Source organism: Actinoplanes sp. NPDC048796, assembly GCF_040650035.1.
In the GTDB taxonomy this organism is placed as follows: domain Bacteria; phylum Actinomycetota; class Actinomycetes; order Mycobacteriales; family Micromonosporaceae; genus Actinoplanes.
Map to the genome: position 1 here is coordinate 661,821 of NZ_JBEZGO010000002.1, position 18,939 is coordinate 680,759.

The window sequence follows — 18,939 nt, forward strand, 5'->3', positions numbered from 1 at the left end:
GGAAGTTTACCGGAGGGCCTGGAGGGCCTTCAGAGCGTCGACCCGGCCCGACGGCATGGTCCTGGAGGCGACGATGGCCGAGCGGATCTGGGCGGCGGTCGGCTGCGACGGCGACGAGGCGAGCAGGCCCGCGACGCCGGCGATGAACGGAGCCGCCGACGAGGTGCCGCAGTACTGGCCGATCGCGCCGGACGGGCCCTGGGCCGGGTTGCAGCCGGGCGCGGTCACGTCGACCCACGAGCCGTAGTTGGACCAGCTGTAGCGAGTGCCGGTCGCGGTGACGCCGCCGACCGCCAGGACCGACGGAATGGCCGCGGGGTAGTGCGGGGCGGAGACGCCCTTGTTGCCGGCCGCGGCGACGATCAGGGCGCCCTTGGCCTCGGCGTAGGTCACGGCGTCGCGCAGGAGGTCGCTGTCGGTGTTGCCGCCCAGCGACAGGCTGATGACGGTCGCGCCGCGGTCGGCCGCGAACCGGATGCCCTGGGCGATGGCGGTGTAGCTGCCGCTGCCCTTGGCGTTGAGCACCTTGACCGGCAGGATGCGGCAGTTCCAGCAGATGCCGGCGATGCCGGTGCGGTTGGCGCCGCCGGCCGCGACCACGCCGGCGGCCATCGTGCCGTGGCCGTTGTCGTCGGCCGGGTTGCTGTCGCCGTTGACGAAGTCGTAGCCGGGCAGCATGCGGGTGCGCAGGTCGGGCAGCGGGTTCACGCCGGTGTCGAGCACGGCCACGACCACCCGCGTGGTGCCGCGGACGGTGTTCCACACCTGGTCGACGCGCGTCTGCTTGAGGCCCCACTGGGTCGAGAAGCCCGGGTCGTTCGGCTTCGACCAGCCGTCGGCCGAGGCCGTCGCGGCGTCCCCGGTGGGCGCCACGAACATCGCGGCACCGGCCAGCAGACCCACGAACAGCTTTCCGACCCGACCGAGCACGCGAGAACCCCCAAAGCGAAAAGGAGCCGGCCAGAGTGGCGGGCTCCCTTCACTTCGGTTCGCTCACTGACCGTCCGGGTCTCGCCCGGGTGCGGTCAGGTTGTTCACTTCTTGTACGTGTACTTGGCCGAGAGGCCCGCGTTGCCGGCCTTGTCGTACGCCCGCAGCTGCACCGTGGTCTTCTTCGGCACCGCGCTCGCCTTGAAGGTGAACGGGGTGGTCGTCGAGCGCACCTGCGACACCTTGCCGTTGATCAGCAGCTGGACCGTCTTGATGCCCCGCGCGTCCGACCGGGTGAACTTGATGGTCACGGTGCCCTTGATCTTCGAACCGCTCTTCGGGGCCGAGGTGATCTTCACGGCCGGGGCGATGTTGTCCACGATCACCGTGCGGACGGGCGTCGTGGTGACGTTGCCGGCCTTGTCGAAGATGCGGAAGTTGACCCGGGTCGCGCCGTTGTAGGCGTTCGTCTTGAACGCGACGCCCCACGGCGCCTTGGCCGCGTAGCCCTTGTTCACGCCGTTCACGAAGAGCTGGACCATCCGGATGCCCGACTTGTTGTCCGAGATGCCGGCCGGCGTGATGGTGGCCGTGCCGCGGACCAGCGCGTTCTGCGGCGGGCTGATGGTCTTCAGCCGCGGCGCCACCTTGTCGGTGTTGTAGGTCAGCGCGTCCTTGGCGTCGATCTTGCCGAAGAGCACGCCGGTACCGCTGATCTTGTGCTGGGCGGCCGAGTTGTACAGCGCGTTCATCAGCGACCAGCCGGTGAAGGTCGGGTTCTTCGCCTTGATCAGACCGGCGATGCCGGCCACGATCGGCGACGCGAACGACGTGCCCTCGACCGTGTTGTTGTAGTTGCCGTACCGGTCCATGGCCGTCACGGTGCCGGGCGCCGCGAGGTCGACCCAGTTGTCACCCGCCTTGTTGCGGTACGAGTACCAGGCCAGCGCGTTCGACCGGCGGGCGGTGGCGGCGACGGAGACCACGTCGTAGTAGGCCGCCGGGTACGAGCGGGTGGTCAGCGGCTCGTTGTCCTCCTGGTTGCCGGCGGCGGCCACGACCAGGACGGCGTTCGTGTTGGCGTAGGCCACCGCGTCGGCCAGCACCTTGGAGGAGCCGGGGCCGCCGAGCGACAGGTTGATGATTTTGGCGCCGTTCCGGACGGCCCAGGTGATGCCGGCCGCCACGTCGCTGTCCCAGCCGCTGCCGCGGCGGTCGAGCACCTTGACCGGAATGATCTTGCAGGTCCAGCAGATGCCGGCCATGCCCTTGGTGTTGTTGCCGCGACCCGCGATCAGCGAGGCGACCTCGGTGCCGTGGTTGTTGTCGTCGGCCGGGGACGCGTCCTTGTTGACGAAGTCGTAGCCGGGCAGCACGGCGCCGGCCAGGTCGCCGACCGCGTTCACGCCGGTGTCGATGACCGCGATCTTGACGGGTGAGGCCCCGCCGGTCGTCGTGTCCCAGGCCAGCGGCGCGCGGACCTCGTCGATCTCGGGCTGCTCGCCCTCGCGGTAGGTCTCGTCGTTGGGGACCAGCGACGCCGTGCGCTGCCGGTCGACCTCGACGTAGGCCACGTTCGGGTCGCTGCGCAGGGCGGCGATCGTCGCGGCGCTGCGCGCGGCCGGCACCTGCACGGTCGACGCGCCGATCTGGTCCAGACCGAGGCCGCCGGCGGAGGCGTTGAGCTTGTGCGCGCCCGCGGCGGAAAGAGTATTGGTGGCCGCGGCGCGGTTGGCGCCGTCCTTGTAACCGACGACCAGGCGTACCGGCGAGCTTGACTGCGGGGCCGCCGCCTTGGTGTCGGCCATGGCCCAGGTGGTCACGCTCGTCATCGCCAGGACGACGGTCGTGGAGATCGCGCCGACGGTGATCCGTCGTTTGGTGAGCTTCATCGAAGCCTGCCTCCCCCGTTTATGGCGGCGGCCAGCGTACGGCCGATCGGGTGAAACACAATGACCGGTTTCACAGTGCGGGAAAGGGCCACCATTGAGCTGGTGATCATCCTGAATTACTGTTCCGCCATGCGGAACAGCAGGCTTGGTCTATGGATCGGCGCGGCGGTCGTCCTGGTGCTGCTCGTCGGCGCGGGCATCGCCTGGGCGGTCCGGTCCGGCTCGGACAAGCCCGAAGCCGCTCCCGCTCCGTCGACTTCGGTGGATCCTACGGCCGCGCCGCCCAGCGCCGCGCCCACCACGGCGCCGCCCTCGCCCGGGGCCGACATCACCGGCCCGCTCGACCTGCTGCTGATCGGTGTGGACACCCGGGTCAGCATCCCCGACTGGCAGCCGCACGCGGACGCCGTCATGCTGCTGCACGTCGAGCCCGGGCTGCGGAAGGCCTACCTCTACTCGCTGCCGCGCGACCTACGGGTCAGCTACAGCGGCGGCAACCACAAGCTCACCGAGGCGATGAGCCGGGGCGCCGGCGACAAGCGGGACGTCAAGAAGGGCTACGAACTGCTCTCGCGGACGATCAGCCAGTACACCGGCATCAAGAAGTTCCAGGCCGGCGCGGTCCTCAACTTCGGCGGCCTGGAACGGCTCACCGCCCAGCTCGGCGGGGTCGACCTGGTGATCGACCAGACGGTCAAGTCGCGGCACCGCAAACCGGACGGCACGCTGCGGCCGCTCTCCGGCGGTGACTACATCGGACCGCAGGCCGTCTACCAGGCCGGCCGGCGGCACCTGAACGGCTGGCAGGCGATCGACTACGCGCGCCAGCGCTACGGCCTGCCCAACGGCGACTACGACCGGCAGCGCCACCAGCGCCAGCTGGTCTCGGCGCTGTTCGACAAGGCGCTGAGCCGCGACCTGGCCGACGATCCGGCCGCGCTCGAGTCTCTGGTCTCCGCGCTCGGCGACACGCTGGTCTACCTGGGCGGGCGGCGGCCGGTCGAGTACGCGTACGCACTGCGGAATTTGACCGCGAAGGACATCACCCGGGTCACGCTGCCCGGCGAAGGGGTCGGCGGTGGCAGCGGCTACCTCGGCGAGCGGCTGACCGCCGAGGGCAAGGGCTTCGTCACCGCCGTCGCCCAGGGCAAGGCCGCCGCCTACCTGGCGAGCCACCCCAAGCTCGTCGACAAATAGGAGCTACGGCTTCGGCGGCTTGGCCTTCTCGAAGAGCCACTTCTGGAAGAAGGCGTCGAGCTGCTTGCCGGAGACCTGCTCGGCCAGGGCGATCAGCTCGTCGGTGGTGGCGTTGCCGTCGCGGTGCTGAGCCGTCCACTGCTTGAGCAGCTTGTCGAAGGCCGCGTCGCCGATGGTCTTGCGCAGCGCGTAGACGGTCATGCCGCCGCGCTGGTAGACGGCGTCGCCGAAGATCCGCCCGGCGCCCGGGTCGCCGGTCGTCTCCGGCGTCTGGAGCCAGCCGTAGTTCTCGTACGTGTCGTCGAAGGCCTGCTCGACGGTCTGCACCTTCTCGTGCTCGTCCCACAGCCATTCGGCGTACGTCGCGAAGCCCTCGTTGAGCCAGATGTCCTGCCACCGCTGAAGCGCCACGCTGTCGCCGAACCACTGGTGAGCCAGCTCGTGGGCGACCACGGTCTCGTTCTCGCCGCCGGCGAAGAACGACGGCCCGTACACCGGCCGGCTCTGCGTCTCCAGCGCGTAGCCGATCCGCTGCTCGTCGACGACCACGCCGCCGTTGGCGTCGAACGGGTACGGCCCGAACTTGGTGGCCAGGAAGTCGGTGATCTCGCCGGTCCTGGCGATCGACGCCGCGGCCGGGCCGCCGGCCGGCAGCGAGTCGGCGACGGCGGTGATCATCGGCTTGCCGCCGTGGGTGCCGGTGGTGATCCGGTACTGCCCGATCACCACGTAGGACAGGTAGCTGGCCATCGGCGAACTCTCGGTCCAGGTCCACGTCGTCCAGCCGCCGGCGTCCCGGGTGGGACCCTGGACGCCGTTGCTGATCGCCTCGAGCCCGGACGGCACTGTCATCTCCAGCTGCCAGGTCGCCTTGTCGGACGGGTGGTCGTTCACCGGATACCACGTACTGGCCGACTCGGGCTGGCCCAGCGCGATCGCCCCGGTCGCCGTCTCGAGCCAGCCGCCGTCGCCCAGTGTGGAGTTCGCCAGGCGGGACGGCTTACCGCCGTACTCGACGACCGTGGTGAACTCACGCCCCCGGCCGATGCCGCCGGACGGGGTGATCGTCAGCTCGGCCCCGGAGGCCGCCGAGGTGGCCTTGGCGCCGTCGACCGTCACGGCGCTGACCGCCAGCTTGGACAGGTCGAGGTTGAACGACGACAGATCCTGCGTGGCGGTCGCGGTGATCGTGGCCGTGCCGGTGAGCTGATCCGTCTTCGGGTCGAACTTCACCTTCAGGTCGTACGCGGCGACGTCGTACCCGCCGTTGCCGTACTTGGGGAAGTACGGGTCGCCGGCCCCGTCGGAGCCGGCGCTGAACGACGAACTGACCGCCGGCGCGGGCTTGCCGCCGTCGTCTCCCGAGCACCCGCTCGCGGCCACCAGAGTGACCGCGAGCACCATCGCTGCACGCCTCATGGCGCGAGGTTAGCGGTCGAGGACCAGCGCGACTTTCTGGAACTCCTTGACGTCGCTGTAGCCACACTTGGCCATCGCGCGCCGGAGTCCGCCGAACAGGTTGAGCTGGCCGTCGGGCCGGTCGGCCGGGCCGAACAGCAGCTCATCGAGGGTGCCGTCGGGCTCACCGGCGATGCAGAAGCCACCCCGGGGCAGCTGCGGGTGGCTCGCCGAGGAGTGCCACCAGGCCCCTCCGGCGGGCGCTCCCTCGGCCAGCGAGAGCGGTTCACCGAGCATCACGGCGTCCGCGCCGCACCCGATCGCCTTAGCGATATCACCCGAAGTGGAGATGCCACCGTCCGCGATCAGGTGAACGTAACGGCCACCGGTCTCGTCCAGGTAGTCGCGGCGGGCGGCCGCGGCGTCGGCGATCGCGGAGGCCATCGGCACCCGGATGCCCAGGACGGTGTCGGTGGTGGACCACTCGTCGGCGCCCACCCCGACGATCACGCCGGCGGCGCCGGTGCGCATCAGGTGCAGGGCGGTCTTGTAGTCCGTGCAGCCGCCGACGATGACCGGCAGGTCGAGGTCGGCGATGAACTCCTTGAGGTTCAGCGGCTCGTCCGTGGTGGACACGTGCTCGGCGCTGACCAGGGTGCCCTGGATGACGAGCAGGTCGACGCCGGCGTCGAGGACCACCGGGGCCAGGGCCAGCGTGTGCTGCGGCGAGACCCGCACGGCGACGGTGACACCGCCCTCGCGCATGGTCCGCACCCGCTCGGCGATCAGCTCCGGCTTGATCGGCTCGGAGTAGACCTCCTGGAGGCGCTTGGTGGCGTCGGCGTCCTCGTCGAGCGACGCCAGCTCCTCGAGGATCTTGGTCGGGTCCTCGTACCTGGTCCACAGGCCCTCGGCGTTGAGCACGCCCAGGCCGCCGAGGCGGCCCAGGGCGACCGCGGACTCCGGGCTCATGGTGGCGTCGGACGGATGCGCGACGCAGGGGATCTTGAAGGGGTACGCGTCGAGGCGCCACTCGGTGGACACGTCGTCCACGTCGCGCGTGCGCCGGCTCGGGACGATGGCGATGTCGTCCAGGTGGTACCCCCGCTGGGCGGTCTTGCCGAGACCGATCTCCACTACGTCGCGCATCTCAGTTCCTAACGGGAGTGGTAATTAGGGGCCTCTACCGTCATCTGGATGTCGTGCGGGTGGCTCTCCTTGAGGCCGGCCGCGGTGATCCGGATGAGCTGGCCGCGCTCCTGCAGGTCAGGGATCGTCTCGGCGCCCGCGTAGCCCATGGCCAGGCGAACCCCGCCGACGAGCTGGCTGACCACCCGCGACAGCGGCCCACGATACGGCACCTGGCCCTCGACGCCCTCGGGAACCAGCTTCTCCTCCGGCACATCGTGCTGGAAGTAGCGGTCCTTGGAGTACGACTTGGCCTGCCCCCGCGACTGCATGGCGCCGAGCGAGCCCATTCCCCGGTACGACTTGTACTGCTTGCCGTTCACGAAGATCAGGTCGCCGGGGCTCTCCTCGGAGCCGGCCAGCAGGCCGCCCAGCATGACCGTCTCGGCCCCGGCCACGAGCGCCTTGGCGATGTCGCCACTGTACTGGATGCCACCGTCGGCGATCACCGGGACGCCGGCCGGGCCGCAGGCCCGCGCCGCCTCCATGATGGCGGTGATCTGCGGGACGCCGACGCCCGCCACGATGCGCGTCGTGCAGATCGCGCCCGGGCCCACGCCCACCTTGACCGCGTCGGCGCCGGCCTCGGCCATCGCCTTGGCGCCGGCGAAGGTGGCCACGTTGCCGCCGATGATGTCGGTCGCGGTGTCCCGCTTGAGGCGGGCGATCATGTCGAGCACCTGGCGCTGGTGACCGTGCGAGGTGTCCACGATGATGACGTCGACACCGGCGTCGATCAGGCCGCGCGCCCGCTTGTACGACTCGTCGCCGACGCCGACCGCCGCGGCGACCCGCAGCCGGCCCTGAGCGTCCTTGGTCGCGTCGGGGAACTGCTCGCTCTTGGTGAAGTCCTTCACCGTGATCAGCCCGCGCAGGCGGCCGCTCTCGTCGACCAGCGGAAGCTTCTCGATCTTGTGCTTCTGCAGCAGGCCCAGGGCCTCGTCCTTGCTCACCCCGACCGGCGCGGTGATCAGCGGCATCTTGGTCATGACGTCGCGGACCTTGGCGTTCTCGTCGGTGACGAAGCGCATGTCGCGGTTGGTCACGATGCCGACCAGCACGCCGTCGGCGTCGGTCACCGGCACACCGGAGATGCGGTAGCGCCCGCACAGCTGGTCGACCTCGCGCAGCGTGTCGTCCGGGCTGCAGGTGACCGGGTTGGTGATCATGCCGGACTCGGAGCGCTTCACCAGGTCGACCTGGGCCGCCTGGTCCTCGGGCGAGAGGTTGCGGTGCAGCACGCCGATGCCGCCCTGACGGGCCATCGCGATGGCCATGCGCGCCTCGGTGACCGTGTCCATCGCGGCCGACAGCAGCGGGATGGTCAACTCGATGTTCCGGGTCAGGCGAGTCCTGGTGTTGACCCGGCTGGGCACGATGTCCGACTCGCCGGGCTGGAGCAGCACGTCGTCGAAAGTCAGACCTAGCGGAACCGTACGAGCGGAATCTGTCTCCACGGAGCATCCCTAACTGCAAGAGGACGGATGGTTCATCGTACCTATCCACCTCGGGACACCCGGGCGGACGGACCGGCCGTGCGGGCCAGCACACATCTACCGGAGGTGAGTACGGTATGGGGGTGCAAGAAGAGCCGATCGACCCGTTCAACGGCGACCCCACCGACCCGGCCGCCGAGCTCGACGACCTCAGCGAGGACGCCGAGCCCGAGCCGCTGTCCGAGGCCGAACGGCAGGACGTCCTCGAGGATCTCTCCGACCTGGAGATCTACCAGGCGCTGTTGAGCCCGACCGGCATCCGCGGCCTCGTCATCGAGTGTGAGGACTGCCACGAGCCGCACTACTTCGACTGGGATCTGCTGCGCGGCAACCTGCGCCATCTGCTGACCAACGGGCGCCCGCGCGTGCACGAGCCGGCCTACGACCCGGACCCCGATCACTACGTCACATGGGAGTACGCCCGCGGTTACGCCGACGGCGTACACGACACCCTGACCGAAGGAACAGACGAGGGGGAATCGCAGCGCTAGCTGGCTCCGCTGCGCTCCGCGGGCAATCGCCTTGTAACCGGTGAGGAGGCGGGCAATTTCCGCCACCCGCAAACACTGAGCTGGCTGGCTCCGCTTCGCTCCGCGGGCAATCGCCTTGTAACCGTTGAGGAGGCAGGCAATTTTCCGCCACCCGCAAACCCCGCGGGCGTCGAAAAATCACATGCCTCCTCAACGGCGGCGATTGCGGTGTGGGTAGTTAGCTACGCGACCAGTCCGGCTCGGAAGCCCGCTGCTACCGCGTGAGCGCGGTCTCGGGCCCCCAGCTTGCGGAAGAGCCGCCGCGCGTGGGTCTTGACGGTGTCTTCCGAGACGAAGAGCTCCCGGCCGATCTCGGCGTTGCTCTTGCCGTCGGCCATCCCCCGCAGGACCTGCAACTCGCGCTCGGTGAGCGTGAGCCGCCGTCCGGCCGGCGCCGGATCGGCCACGCCGACCTGGGTCTCGTTGCCCGGCCAGGCCACCATCGGCCGGCCGGTGGCGGGATCGATCGGGGCATCACCACGCTGCGCCGGCACCATCGGCGAGTTGGGCAGCATGGCCGGCACGGCCGCCGCGTTGGGCGAACCCACGCTGAGACCGTTCTGATAGGCGGCCCGGGCCGCCGTCGAATTGCTGTTGCGGGCGCCCCCGGCCACGGTGGCCGGCTGGGCGTTGGCCCCGTTCATCGGCATGCCCTGCGGGCGTACCGGGAGCAGGAGCAGCAGCAGCGCCTTGGCGACCACACTGACCAGGTCGTGCTCCACGCCACGGATGACTCCGCGGGCGCCGGCGGCCACGGCCGCCGCGGCGACGCGCGGGTCCTCGGCACCGAAGAGGACGACCTGTGCCTGCGGGGCACGGGCGAGGACGCGCCGGGTGAAGCCGACGCTGTCGGGACGAGTCACGGCGGTGTCAGCCAGGACCACTTCAGCCGGCCGTTCAGCCAGGCGGATCATGGCCTCGGTCTCGCTGACCGCGGTCCGGACGACGCCGGTCATGCCGAGCCGGGCCGCGGTGGACGCGACGGTCTGGGCCGCCAGCGGGGTACGGACGCACACGAGGACGGTACGCACAGTGATCCTCCTTCTCTCTCAGAGGAGATCACGCGAGGGCCGCAGCATTACGCGCTTTAGATGGAAAAAATGGGAAAGATCGGTATCAGTTGCTCGACCGATGTCATGCGGCTTCAGAAGACATCGACGTGGTGCGTGTGATTCAGGGATCACCGGGGTACCACGGCGGCAGGCCTGAGCAAGGGCCCTCATGACCACACTCCGCGTGGCCACGCGGGAGGAGGGTTTTTCATGTCGAACGTTCGCAGACTGCCCGGGCCCATCGCCGATCTCTGGGATTGGCAGAGACTGGGACTGTGCCGTGGCCGGGACAGTGCGCAGTTCTTCCACCCCGATGGTGAGCGCGGTTCGTCCCGCAACCGCCGGGAGGCCAAAGCCAAGGCCATGTGCGGCGCGTGCCCGGTTCGGGCCGAGTGCGCCGCCCACGCCCTCGCGGTCCGTGAGCCGTACGGGGTCTGGGGAGGCTTCAGCGAAGCGGAGCGGCTGCGGCTGCTCGCTGTCGGCTGGGAGGACCTCGCCGACCGTCATCACGGACGTGTCGACCTTGCTCGTCTCGAGGCCCGCCTCGGCCGGCCCCACAAGTCGGCGGTGCCGGCGCAGCGGCAGGCGCCGGCGGCCTGACGCCGGCCCACGCCCGGCATAATCATGACGATCCGGTCCCCCTCCGGGGGCCGGGTCGGGTTGTCAGACGGTTCTTCAACAACCGCATCGGTGGACATGCAAGCCACCGTATGAGCGACTTGCGCTTTCGAGACGGACCGGTAGTGCGGCCTTCAACGAAGTGGCACGCGCGCGTTCTGGTCAGGCGATAGTCACCTTGACGGCGTGCCAGCCCGTGGCCCCGTCGGGCGCCGGCGGCGCCGGGGTGCTCGTCTGGGTCTGCCCGTTCCGGTCGGTGGCCCGCACGCGCAGCCGGTGCTCCCCCGCGGTCGCCTGCCACGTGTAGCTCCACTGCCGCCACGTGTCCACCGAGACGGTCGCCGCGAGAGTGGCCTCCGCCCATGGCTCGTCGTCGACCTGAACCTCCACCTTCGCGATCCCGGTGTGCTGCGCCCACGCCACCCCGCCGATCACCACCGGCCCGGCGTCGCGCTTGGCCCCGTCCCGCGGCGTGTCGATCCGCGACTCCGTCTTGATCGGCCCCTGAGCCGACCACCCGCGCGGCACCCAGTAGGCGTCGAAGTCCTCGAACCGGCTCAGCTCGATCTCGGTGATCCACTTACAGGCGCTGACATACCCGTACAGACCCGGCACCACCATCCGCACCGGGAACCCATGGTCGACCGGCAGCGGCTCCCCGTTCATCCCGATCGTCAGCAGCGCGTCCCGCCCGTCCCGGAGCACGGCCGTCGGCGTACCGCAGGTCCACCCGTCCACCGACCGCTGAACGACCTGATCGGCCCCCGGCAGCGGATCCGCCTCGTCCAGCAGCTCCTTGATCGGCGTACCCAGCCACAACGCGTTACCGATCAGATCCCCGCCGACCTCGTTCGACACGCACGCGAGCGTCACATAGCGCTCGATCATCGGCCGCTGAAGCAGCTGCTCCCAGGTCAGCGTGATCGGATTCCGCACCATCCCGTGAATCCGCAACTCCCACGTCGCCGGATCGACCTGCGGCGGATACAGCGCCGTATCGATCCGATAGAAGTTCGCATTCTTCGACACATAGGGCGTCGCCCCCGGCACTTGAACACCCGCCGGCACAGTGGGCGGCGCCTGCCGCGGCGGCGGCAACACCACTTCGCTGCGCGCCCGCTGAACCGCCTGCCGCCCGGTCAGCAGCCGCCCCACCACCCCAGCCACGACCGCCGATCCGGCCGCCAGCCCCAGAGTCTTCAAAAACCGCCGACGCTCACTCTCGGTGAGCCTTTCGGACCCTTTCCCGTACGAGTCCTGTCCGGCCCCCGGCCACTCAGACCCGGGTCCGTCGTGGTCCGGGCCGTCCGCCCGCTGCGGGCTGTCCTGCCCGCTGACGCTCAAACCTTCATCGCCCGCCGCGCTCACGCCGGCGACGCCCGCCCGGACATTCGCCGCGCGCGATCCGGCTGGCGTCGCGGCGGGCGTCCACGCGCTGCCGACGGTGGCGACCGACGGGGCTCCGGCCAGCTGAAGCAGCTTGCGCAGCACCCACACGGCGAGCGCCGCCCCCGCCACCGTGGGCAGCCAGGCGAACACCCCCGCGTCATGACGCGTCATGGCGGCCGCCACCCCGATCGCCGCGAACAGCCCGACCCCCGCCACCCCGGCCCACCAGCGACGGGCCGCCAGCAACCCGGCCCCGTACGCGTAAATCGCCAGCAGAACGGCCGTCCCCACGATCAGCGCCGTCTTGTCGTGCACGCCGAACACCCGGACCCCGAAGTCCTTGACCGGCCCCGGAACGTTGTCGACCACCACGCCACCCACCGCGAGCAGCGGAGCCGACAGCGGCCCGGTCAGAACCGCGACCACCTCGGCGGCACCCACCGCCACCGCGGCCGCCGCCACCCCGGACAGCCCACAGCGCACCGAAAGATTCACACCCCCATCCTGCTCTCCCACCGGCCTCAGGACGAAGTGACCATCCCAACCTCAACGTCGCCACCCCGGCACGCCGACAGCAACAAGCTCAGCGCCAGTGGACCCCGGAGTCGGCAGGCCCAGGATCAGCGGCGGCGCAGGCGGGCCAGCAAGCGGAGGACGCCGAGGCCGCCCGCGAGGCCGGCGGCGACCACGACGGCCAGGATGCCGATCGTCGCCGCTATGCCGAAGGCGTCGCGGGGGCCGTCGCCGTTGACGACGGCGATGATCGGGGCGGCCAGCACCAGCGCCACGATGCCGATGATCCGCGTGCCGAGCGGGGAGATCGCCGGGCCCTCGCGCCGGTTCGCGGTCGCCGCCGCGCGGTGCTCCGGCTGGGGGATCTGGGCCGGGTCGCGCGGCGGCTGGTCGACCCGGACCGCAGCCGGCGAGTGGGCGTCGAGCCAGGGCAGCGCCGCCGCCACCCCCGACCACAGCGTCGGCTCGATTCCCACCACGATGCCGTCGTGCCCGACGAAGTACCGCGCTCCGTCCGGCCAGGCCCGGACTATGGCGCAGGCGTCGAACCGTACCGTCGCCGCCTCGCCCGCACGCACGATGCTGACGCCCTCCGGCCCGATGATCAGGGTTTCGTCCGGCGCTTCCCACGACGCGTACTCCGTGCCCGGCACCGCCGACTCCGAGTGGCTGGGCGCGACCGTGAAGCCCGCCCAGTCGGCTCGCGTGCGCGGGGCCATCAGCAGGCCGTTGGCGCAGGCCGCGCCGGCCACCTCGGCCACGTCGGCCGGCCCGACCGCGCGCGTCTCCGCGATCGCCTCGTCCGCGCTCTGCACCGGCCGCCCGGCGAGCAGGTTCAGCGCCTGGCCGGGGAGCCGGGCGCCCTGCTCCTCGGCGTGGTGCAGCGCCTCGGCCCGCTGCTTCACCACCGCCGCCACGTCCGCCTCGTCGATCCGGCCCGCGCGCAAGGCGGCCAGCACGTCGACGAAACCGCCCAGGACCGCGTCCTGTTTGTCCGGCAGCGAGTCCGCCACCGCCGTCACCAGCGCCCGGTCGGCGCCGAGGGGCTCGTAGCTCGCCTGGGCCGTGTACGACAACCCGGCCTCCTGGCGCAGCTCGCGCCGCATCTCGCGCTCCAGGACTCCGGCGAAGACCGAACTCCGCGCGGCCCGGGCCACCTCGGCGTCCCAGACCAGCACCCCGGAGTGAGCCGTGAAGTAGGCCGGCGTGACCGGCAGCGCCATGGACGGCGCGGGCGCCGGCTGACGCGTACCGCTGGGAAGGTCCAGCTTCAGTCCTTCCGGTACGCCGTCGCCGGCCACCCACAGCACGGCGTTCTCCCGGGTGAAGTAGCGGCTCACCCAGGCCCGCAGGTCGTCCTCGGTGATGCCGGGCAGGCCCCATTCGGGGTAGCTCGGCATCCCGTAGTCGCGGGCGCCGTGCCGCCAGAGCGGCATGCTGTCGGCCGCCCCCTGGTTACGGCCGTTCGCCTCGGCCTGGAGCAGGTCTTTCTCCACGGCCAGGCGGCCCATCGGCAGGTCGCGCAGCGAGGAGCAGACGCCGGTGAGGAAGCCGGCCAGGTCGTCGTCCGAGCCCTGCATGTGGAAGGACGTGTACTCGACCCCGGTGGCGCCGTTGTAGTGGTAGTCGGCGACTCCCGTCGAGTACAGGGCCAGGTGTTCGACCAGGTGGGTGATGCCGCGCCGGTGCAGCGGCTCGTCGGCGAAGCCGACGCGGAAGGCGAGGCCGGCGTGGGACGGGCCGGTGGTGGGGGCGAGCAGGGTGGGTACGCCGTCGACGTCGAGCTCTTTGATCATCAGGAGCCCTTCAACGCCGCGAAGGCCGTGCCGGCGGCCGGCAGCTCGTCGACCGTGGAGCGGGCTTTTCCCAGTCGCGCGCGGCCATCGCCGTCCGCGCGATCCCGGCCTCGGGGTAGGCGGCGGCCGGATCGAACAGCACCTCTGCGGGCATGGCGCGCAGCTTAGACGATCTTGAAGGGCCTCAGGGGCCCCGGTCTCAGCCGACCGGGTCCCTGAGGAGATGTTCGAAAGCGAGCTCGGCGGCGCCGATGAGGGCCGCGTCGTCGCCCAGTTCGGGGGTACGCAGGCGGATGTGCTCCCGGCAGGCGGGCAGCGCGATCGAGGTGAGCCGGCTGCGGATCTGCGCGGCGGCGACCAGGTAGACGTCGCGCAGCGTGCCGCCGAAGATCACGGCTTCCGGGTTGAAGATGTTGACCAGGTTGCCGACGCCGAAGCCGATCCAGTCGCCGACCTGCCGGACGGCGAACTGGGCCTGGCTGTCGCCGCGCATGGCCGCGTCGACCACGCCCAGCACGGCCTCGCGACCGCTCCGATCGCCGCGTCCCGCGTGCTTGAGCAGCGCGTACTCGCCGATCTCGGTCTCCCAGCAGCCGCGCGAGCCGCAACTGCACTCGCGGCCGTACGGGTTGACCACCATGTGGCCGACCTCGCCGCCGTAGCCGCCGTGACCGGCGACCCGGTGACCGTCGGCGATGATGCCGGCGCCGACACCGACGTCGCCGTAGAGGTAGATGACGTTGTCGCAGCCGACGGCGGCGCCGCGGCTGTGCTCGACCAGGGCCGAGACGTCCGCGTGGTTGCCGACGGTGAGCTTGCCGGCGTCGCCGAGCTCGGCGCCGAGCGCCTCACCGACCGGCTCCTCGACCCAGCCGATCGTCGGGGCCAGCCGCACCACGCCGTCGGCGCGGCGGACCATGCCGGCCACCGCGACCCCGGTGCCCACGTAGCGCGCGTCGTCGGGGACGTCCTCGCGCATGTCGTGGACGAAGCCGGCCAGCGGCTGCACCGCGTCGAGCACCTGCATGCCGCGCGGCCGATGCGCCTCGCGGCGGTCCAGGATGCGGCCGCCGAGGCCGACCCGGGCCGCGCGCAGGCGGTCCACCTCGATGCTGAGGGCGTACGCGTAGACCTTCGACGACTCGGGCCGGACGACCAGCGACGGTCGCCCGGCCCGGCCGGTCTCACGTGGTGCCGCCTCGCTGACCAGCCCTGCGGTGGTCAGCTCGGCGGTCAGGGCCCCGATGGTGCTGCGGTTGAGACCGAGCAGGCTCGTCAGCTCCGCCCGGGACGTGGCGCCGTGCACGTGCACGTAACGCAACAGGGTCCCGAGGTTGTGCCGCCGCACCTCCTCCTGGCTGGGGCCGGCCCGCATCAGCGCGCCGTCCCCGTACCCAGGATGGTCCGGCTCATCGGTTGCCGGTAGCGGCCGCTCTGCGCCGGGCGAGGGCGTCGACGCTGGCGGCGACGAGCAGGATCAGGCCGGTCACGATGTACTTGGTGCCGGCGCTGAAGCCCAGCAGGCCCATGCCGTTGTCGATCACGGCGATCACCGCGCCACCGATGACGGCGTTGATGATCTTGCCCTTACCGCCGAAGAGGCTGGTACCGCCGATGACGGCCGCGCCCACCGAGTAGAGCAGGATGTTGCTGCCACCGGTGTTCGGGTCGACCGAGCTGGCCCGGCTGACGGCCATGATGCCGCCGATCGCGGCCATGAACGAGCCGATCACGAAGACCGAGATGCGGATCCGGTCGACCTTGATGCCGGCCCGGCGGGCCGCCTCGGTGTTGCCGCCGACCGCGTAGACGTGCCGGCCGTAAGCCGTACGGCCCAGGACGAACGTCCACAGGACCAGGAAGACACCCATGATCGGGACGACGATCGGCACGCCCTTGAGCGAGTTGATCGCCGGGTTGATCGCGCGCTCCTGGCTGAGGATCGCGGTGGCCGCGATCAGCAGGACCGCGAGGCCGCCGATGCGGGCCGCGACGACGCCGATCGGGTCGGTGACCAGGCCGCGCTTGGCCCGGCTGCGCAGGTTGAGCAGCTGGACCGCGGCGTAGCCGATGACCGCGACGAGGCAGAGGATCCAGCTCCAGGCAACCGACAGGTTGTCGTTGTTGAGCGAGTTGAAGAACTCGTTGCGCGTCGAGACGTTCGTGCCGCCACCGAGCAGCACGAGCAGCAGGCCCTGGAAGCCGAGGAAGGCGGCCAGGGTGACGACGAACGACGGGATGCCGATCTTCGCGACCAGGAAGCCGAGCACGAAACCGATCACGAGACCGGTGACCAGCGCGGCCGGGATCGCGGTGTACCAGTCCCAGCCGTGGTTGGTCAGCAGGACGGCCGCGACGGCGCCACAGAGACCGCTGGTGAAACCGGCGGACAGGTCGATCTCGCCCAGCAGCAGGACGAAGACCAGGCCCATGGCGATGAAGACGACCTGGGCGCTCTGGTTGAACAGGTTCGCGAAGTTGAGCTCGCTGAAGAAGGTGTCGGTCGAGACACCGAAGATCAGGCTCAGGACGACCAGGCCGAGGATGGCCGGCAGGGTGCCCAGGTCACCGCCGCGGATCCGGCCCCAGTAGTCGCGGATGTAGCTGTTGACGGTCGGCTTGACGACCTTGACGCCGCCGGCCGTAGTGGTCGTGGTGGTGCTCACTTGTCGCCTCCCGGCGTGATGTCGACGGCGTCGCCGTTGAAGTCCGCGGGCTTCTCGGGAGGCAGGCCGATGTTGCCACTGCGGCCGGCAGTGATCAGCTCGACGACCTGCGAGTGGGTCACATCGGTCGTCTTGACCTGGGCCGCCATGCGGCCGAGGTAGAGCGCCGCGATCCGGTCCGAGACCGCGAACACGTCGTTCATGTTGTGCGAGATCAGCACGACGCCGAGGCCGTTGTCGGCCAGGCGGCGCACCAGCTCGAGCACCTGGGCGGTCTGCGCCACGCCGAGGGCGGCGGTCGGCTCGTCCAGGATGACGACCTTGGAGTTCCAGAGCACGGCCTTGGCGATCGCCACGGTCTGCCGCTGCCCACCGGAGAGGCTGGCGACCAGCTGCCGCAGCGACTTCAGGGTGCGCACCGACAGACTGGCGAGCGCGTCGCCGGCCATCTGCTCCATGGTGGGCTCGTCGAGGACGATGCCCCGCTTCTTCTCCCGGCCCAGGAACATGTTCTGGACCACGTCCAGGTTGTCGCAGAGCGCGAGGTCCTGGTAGACGACTTCGATCCCGAGACCCGAGGCGTCGCTCGGGCCACTGATCGAGACCGGGTTACCTTCGAAGGTCACCGTGCCGGAGTCGATCTGGTAGATGCCACTGATGCACTTGACCAGCGTCGACTTGCCGGCGCCGTTGTCGCCGACGAGAGCGGTGACCTCGCCGGGGTAGACGCTCAAGCCGACGTCGTGCAGGACCTGAACGGGACCAAAGCCTTTATTGATCCCGCTGAGCTCCAGGAGGGGTGTCGCGGCCACGGTGTTTCTCCTTCGCTGAGTGACCGGTTTTGCCGCCCACGGCGGGGGTCGCCCGGGGCGGCAGGGTGGGGGGCACCTGACTCTGGCGCCGCCCGCTTCCTCTATCGGAAGCAAGCGGCGCCGTCGTCAGGATTTCGGGACTAGCCCGATATCAGCTGGGGTCAGCTGATACCCGCTTCAGTGCAGGCCTTCGCGAAGTCGGCGGTGCAGACCGCGTCCTTGGTGACGAAGCCGTCGGTGATGACGTCCTTGACGTTCGCCTTGGTGATCGACTGCGGGGTCAGCAGCACGGACGGAACCGAGGCGCCCGACTCCGGGTCCTTGGTGGTGCCGGTGGCCGAGGTCGGCTTCTGGCCCTTGGAGAGCGCGATCGCCAGCTCGGCGGCCGCGTCGGCCTCCTTCTTGATCGCCTTGTAGACCGTCATGCACTGGTCGCCGGCGAGGATGTTCTGCAGACCCTGAACGGTCGCGTCCTGGCCGGTGACCGGGACCTGACCGTTGAGCTTGTTCTTCTTCAGCACCGAGATGGCCGCGTTACCGAGACCGTCGTTCGCCGCCAGAACGCCCTTGATGTTCTTGTTGGAGGTCAGCATCTGCTCGAAGATGGTGCCGGCCTGCGCGTTGTCCCAGTCCGGAACGTCCTGGTTCGGGCCCTTGGTGAAGGTGCCGTCCGCGTACTTCGGGTCGAGGACCGAGTTGTAGCCCTGCGCGAAGAGGGTCGCGTTGTTGTCGGTCGGGGAGCCGTTGAGCTCGGCGACGACCGGCTTGACGGCCTTCTTCTCGGTCAGGCAGTCGACCAGGCCCTGGCCCTGGAGCTCGCCGACCTTCACGTTGTCGAACGACACGTAGTAGTCCGCGCCGCCGCTCAGCGTGAGACGGTCGTAGTCGATCGTCGCGATGCCGGCCTTCTTGGCCTTCTCGAGGACGGCCTTACCGGTGCCGGAGTCGAGGTTGACGATCATCAGAACCTTGACGCCGCTGGAGATCATGCCGTCGGCGATGGTCTGGAACGCGGTCTTGTCACCCTGCGCGTTCTGGATGTCGACCTGTACCCCGGCCGCCTCGAACGCCGCCTTGAGGAACTTCGGGTCGTCGGTGCCCCACCGCTGCGAGCTCTTGGTGTCGGGCAGGATCACGCCGACCTTGCCGGCCGAGCTCGAGTTGCCGCTACCGGAGTCGCTGCCTTTGTCGTCGCCACAGGCGGCGACGCTGCCGGTGGCCAGCAGGCCAACCGCGGCAAGGGCGAACAGTCCCTTACGCATTCCTTGTGTCCTTTCGGGTAAATCCGGGCCTTCGATCGGATTCGATGTTCTGCGTTGTCGGGAGTGTCGCTCCCCGAGACGCCGTGTGATCAGGATCTAGTTTGTTGTGTCCGGCAACGTATTCCCGTTGCGACCGGTAGCACAAGCGGTGACGCCAGCCGATCTCGTAACCGGGGATAACAATCCGGCAACACGGCGGT

At 70.1% G+C, this 18,939-nt stretch carries 16 protein-coding genes; 3 read left to right on the forward strand and 13 right to left on the reverse strand.

Annotation, left to right across the window (positions count from 1 at the left end; genetic code table 11):
• Positions 1-6 precede the first annotated feature (6 nt).
• Both AB0C26_RS11375 and AB0C26_RS11380 read right to left on the reverse strand, forming a co-directional pair.
• Positions 7-930, reverse strand: a complete 924-nt coding sequence (locus AB0C26_RS11375) for a S8 family serine peptidase (RefSeq protein WP_360245368.1) — start codon at positions 928-930, stop codon at positions 7-9.
• A gap of 104 nt (positions 931-1,034) precedes the next feature.
• Positions 1,035-2,822, reverse strand: a complete 1,788-nt coding sequence (locus AB0C26_RS11380; RefSeq protein WP_360245371.1) for a S8 family serine peptidase — start codon at positions 2,820-2,822, stop codon at positions 1,035-1,037.
• A gap of 129 nt (positions 2,823-2,951) precedes the next feature.
• On the opposite strand from AB0C26_RS11380, the gene AB0C26_RS11385 reads away from it, so the two are divergent.
• Entirely contained in the window at positions 2,952-4,019 is a 1,068-nt protein-coding gene (locus tag AB0C26_RS11385; protein ID WP_360245374.1) for an LCP family protein, read from the forward strand.
• Positions 4,020-4,022: 3 nt separating this feature from the next.
• Here the strand turns inward: AB0C26_RS11385 and AB0C26_RS11390 are convergent, their stop codons facing one another.
• Genes AB0C26_RS11390 through guaB form a run of 3 tightly spaced genes read right to left on the reverse strand, consistent with a single transcriptional unit; the run spans position 4,023 to position 8,062 of the window.
• Positions 4,023-5,438 carry a M1 family metallopeptidase gene (locus tag AB0C26_RS11390; RefSeq protein ID WP_360245377.1) on the reverse strand — a complete coding sequence of 472 codons (1,416 nt, stop codon included), beginning with the start codon at positions 5,436-5,438 and terminating at the stop codon, positions 4,023-4,025.
• 9 nt (positions 5,439-5,447) lie between these two features.
• Positions 5,448-6,566, reverse strand: coding sequence for a GuaB3 family IMP dehydrogenase-related protein (locus tag AB0C26_RS11395; protein ID WP_360245379.1), 1,119 nt, complete (start codon positions 6,564-6,566; stop codon positions 5,448-5,450).
• 8 nt (positions 6,567-6,574) lie between these two features.
• Entirely contained in the window at positions 6,575-8,062 is a 1,488-nt protein-coding gene (gene guaB / locus AB0C26_RS11400) for an IMP dehydrogenase (protein ID WP_360245382.1), read from the reverse strand.
• A 122-nt stretch (positions 8,063-8,184) separates the two neighbouring features.
• Between guaB and AB0C26_RS11405 the strand changes: the two genes are divergently transcribed.
• Positions 8,185-8,592 (forward strand): DUF5319 domain-containing protein, encoded by a 408-nt coding sequence (locus AB0C26_RS11405; protein WP_360246528.1) that lies wholly within the window; start codon positions 8,185-8,187, stop codon positions 8,590-8,592.
• A 221-nt stretch (positions 8,593-8,813) separates the two neighbouring features.
• On the opposite strand, the gene AB0C26_RS11410 is transcribed toward AB0C26_RS11405, so the two are convergent.
• The gene (locus AB0C26_RS11410; RefSeq protein ID WP_360245385.1) at positions 8,814-9,662 is read right to left on the reverse strand and encodes a response regulator transcription factor; all 849 of its coding nucleotides are present in this window, start codon (positions 9,660-9,662) and stop codon (positions 8,814-8,816) included.
• A 231-nt stretch (positions 9,663-9,893) separates the two neighbouring features.
• Between AB0C26_RS11410 and AB0C26_RS11415 the strand changes: the two genes are divergently transcribed.
• Positions 9,894-10,283 (forward strand): WhiB family transcriptional regulator, encoded by a 390-nt coding sequence (locus tag AB0C26_RS11415; RefSeq protein ID WP_097322711.1) that lies wholly within the window; start codon positions 9,894-9,896, stop codon positions 10,281-10,283.
• A gap of 180 nt (positions 10,284-10,463) precedes the next feature.
• On the opposite strand, the gene AB0C26_RS11420 is transcribed toward AB0C26_RS11415, so the two are convergent.
• From AB0C26_RS11420 to AB0C26_RS11450, 7 genes are all read right to left on the reverse strand, one after another.
• A complete protein-coding gene (locus AB0C26_RS11420; protein ID WP_360246530.1) occupies positions 10,464-11,966 on the reverse strand; it encodes a molybdopterin-dependent oxidoreductase in 1,503 nt (500 codons plus the stop codon).
• A gap of 344 nt (positions 11,967-12,310) precedes the next feature.
• A complete protein-coding gene (locus tag AB0C26_RS11425; RefSeq protein ID WP_360245388.1) occupies positions 12,311-13,999 on the reverse strand; it encodes an insulinase family protein in 1,689 nt (562 codons plus the stop codon).
• A gap of 10 nt (positions 14,000-14,009) precedes the next feature.
• Complete coding sequence (locus AB0C26_RS11430; protein WP_360245391.1) at positions 14,010-14,153, reverse strand: hypothetical protein; 144 nt, start codon at positions 14,151-14,153, stop codon at positions 14,010-14,012.
• Between the two features lie 45 nt (positions 14,154-14,198).
• A complete protein-coding gene (locus AB0C26_RS11435; RefSeq protein ID WP_360245394.1) occupies positions 14,199-15,374 on the reverse strand; it encodes an ROK family transcriptional regulator in 1,176 nt (391 codons plus the stop codon).
• A gap of 34 nt (positions 15,375-15,408) precedes the next feature.
• Positions 15,409-16,665, reverse strand: coding sequence for an ABC transporter permease (locus AB0C26_RS11440; RefSeq protein WP_360245397.1), 1,257 nt, complete (start codon positions 16,663-16,665; stop codon positions 15,409-15,411).
• Positions 16,662-17,477, reverse strand: a complete 816-nt coding sequence (locus AB0C26_RS11445) for an ATP-binding cassette domain-containing protein (protein ID WP_360245400.1) — start codon at positions 17,475-17,477, stop codon at positions 16,662-16,664. The genes AB0C26_RS11440 and AB0C26_RS11445 overlap by 4 nt, the downstream gene beginning before the upstream one ends.
• A gap of 161 nt (positions 17,478-17,638) precedes the next feature.
• The gene (locus tag AB0C26_RS11450) at positions 17,639-18,739 is read right to left on the reverse strand and encodes a substrate-binding domain-containing protein (RefSeq protein WP_360245403.1); all 1,101 of its coding nucleotides are present in this window, start codon (positions 18,737-18,739) and stop codon (positions 17,639-17,641) included.
• Positions 18,740-18,939: the final 200 nt, after the last annotated feature.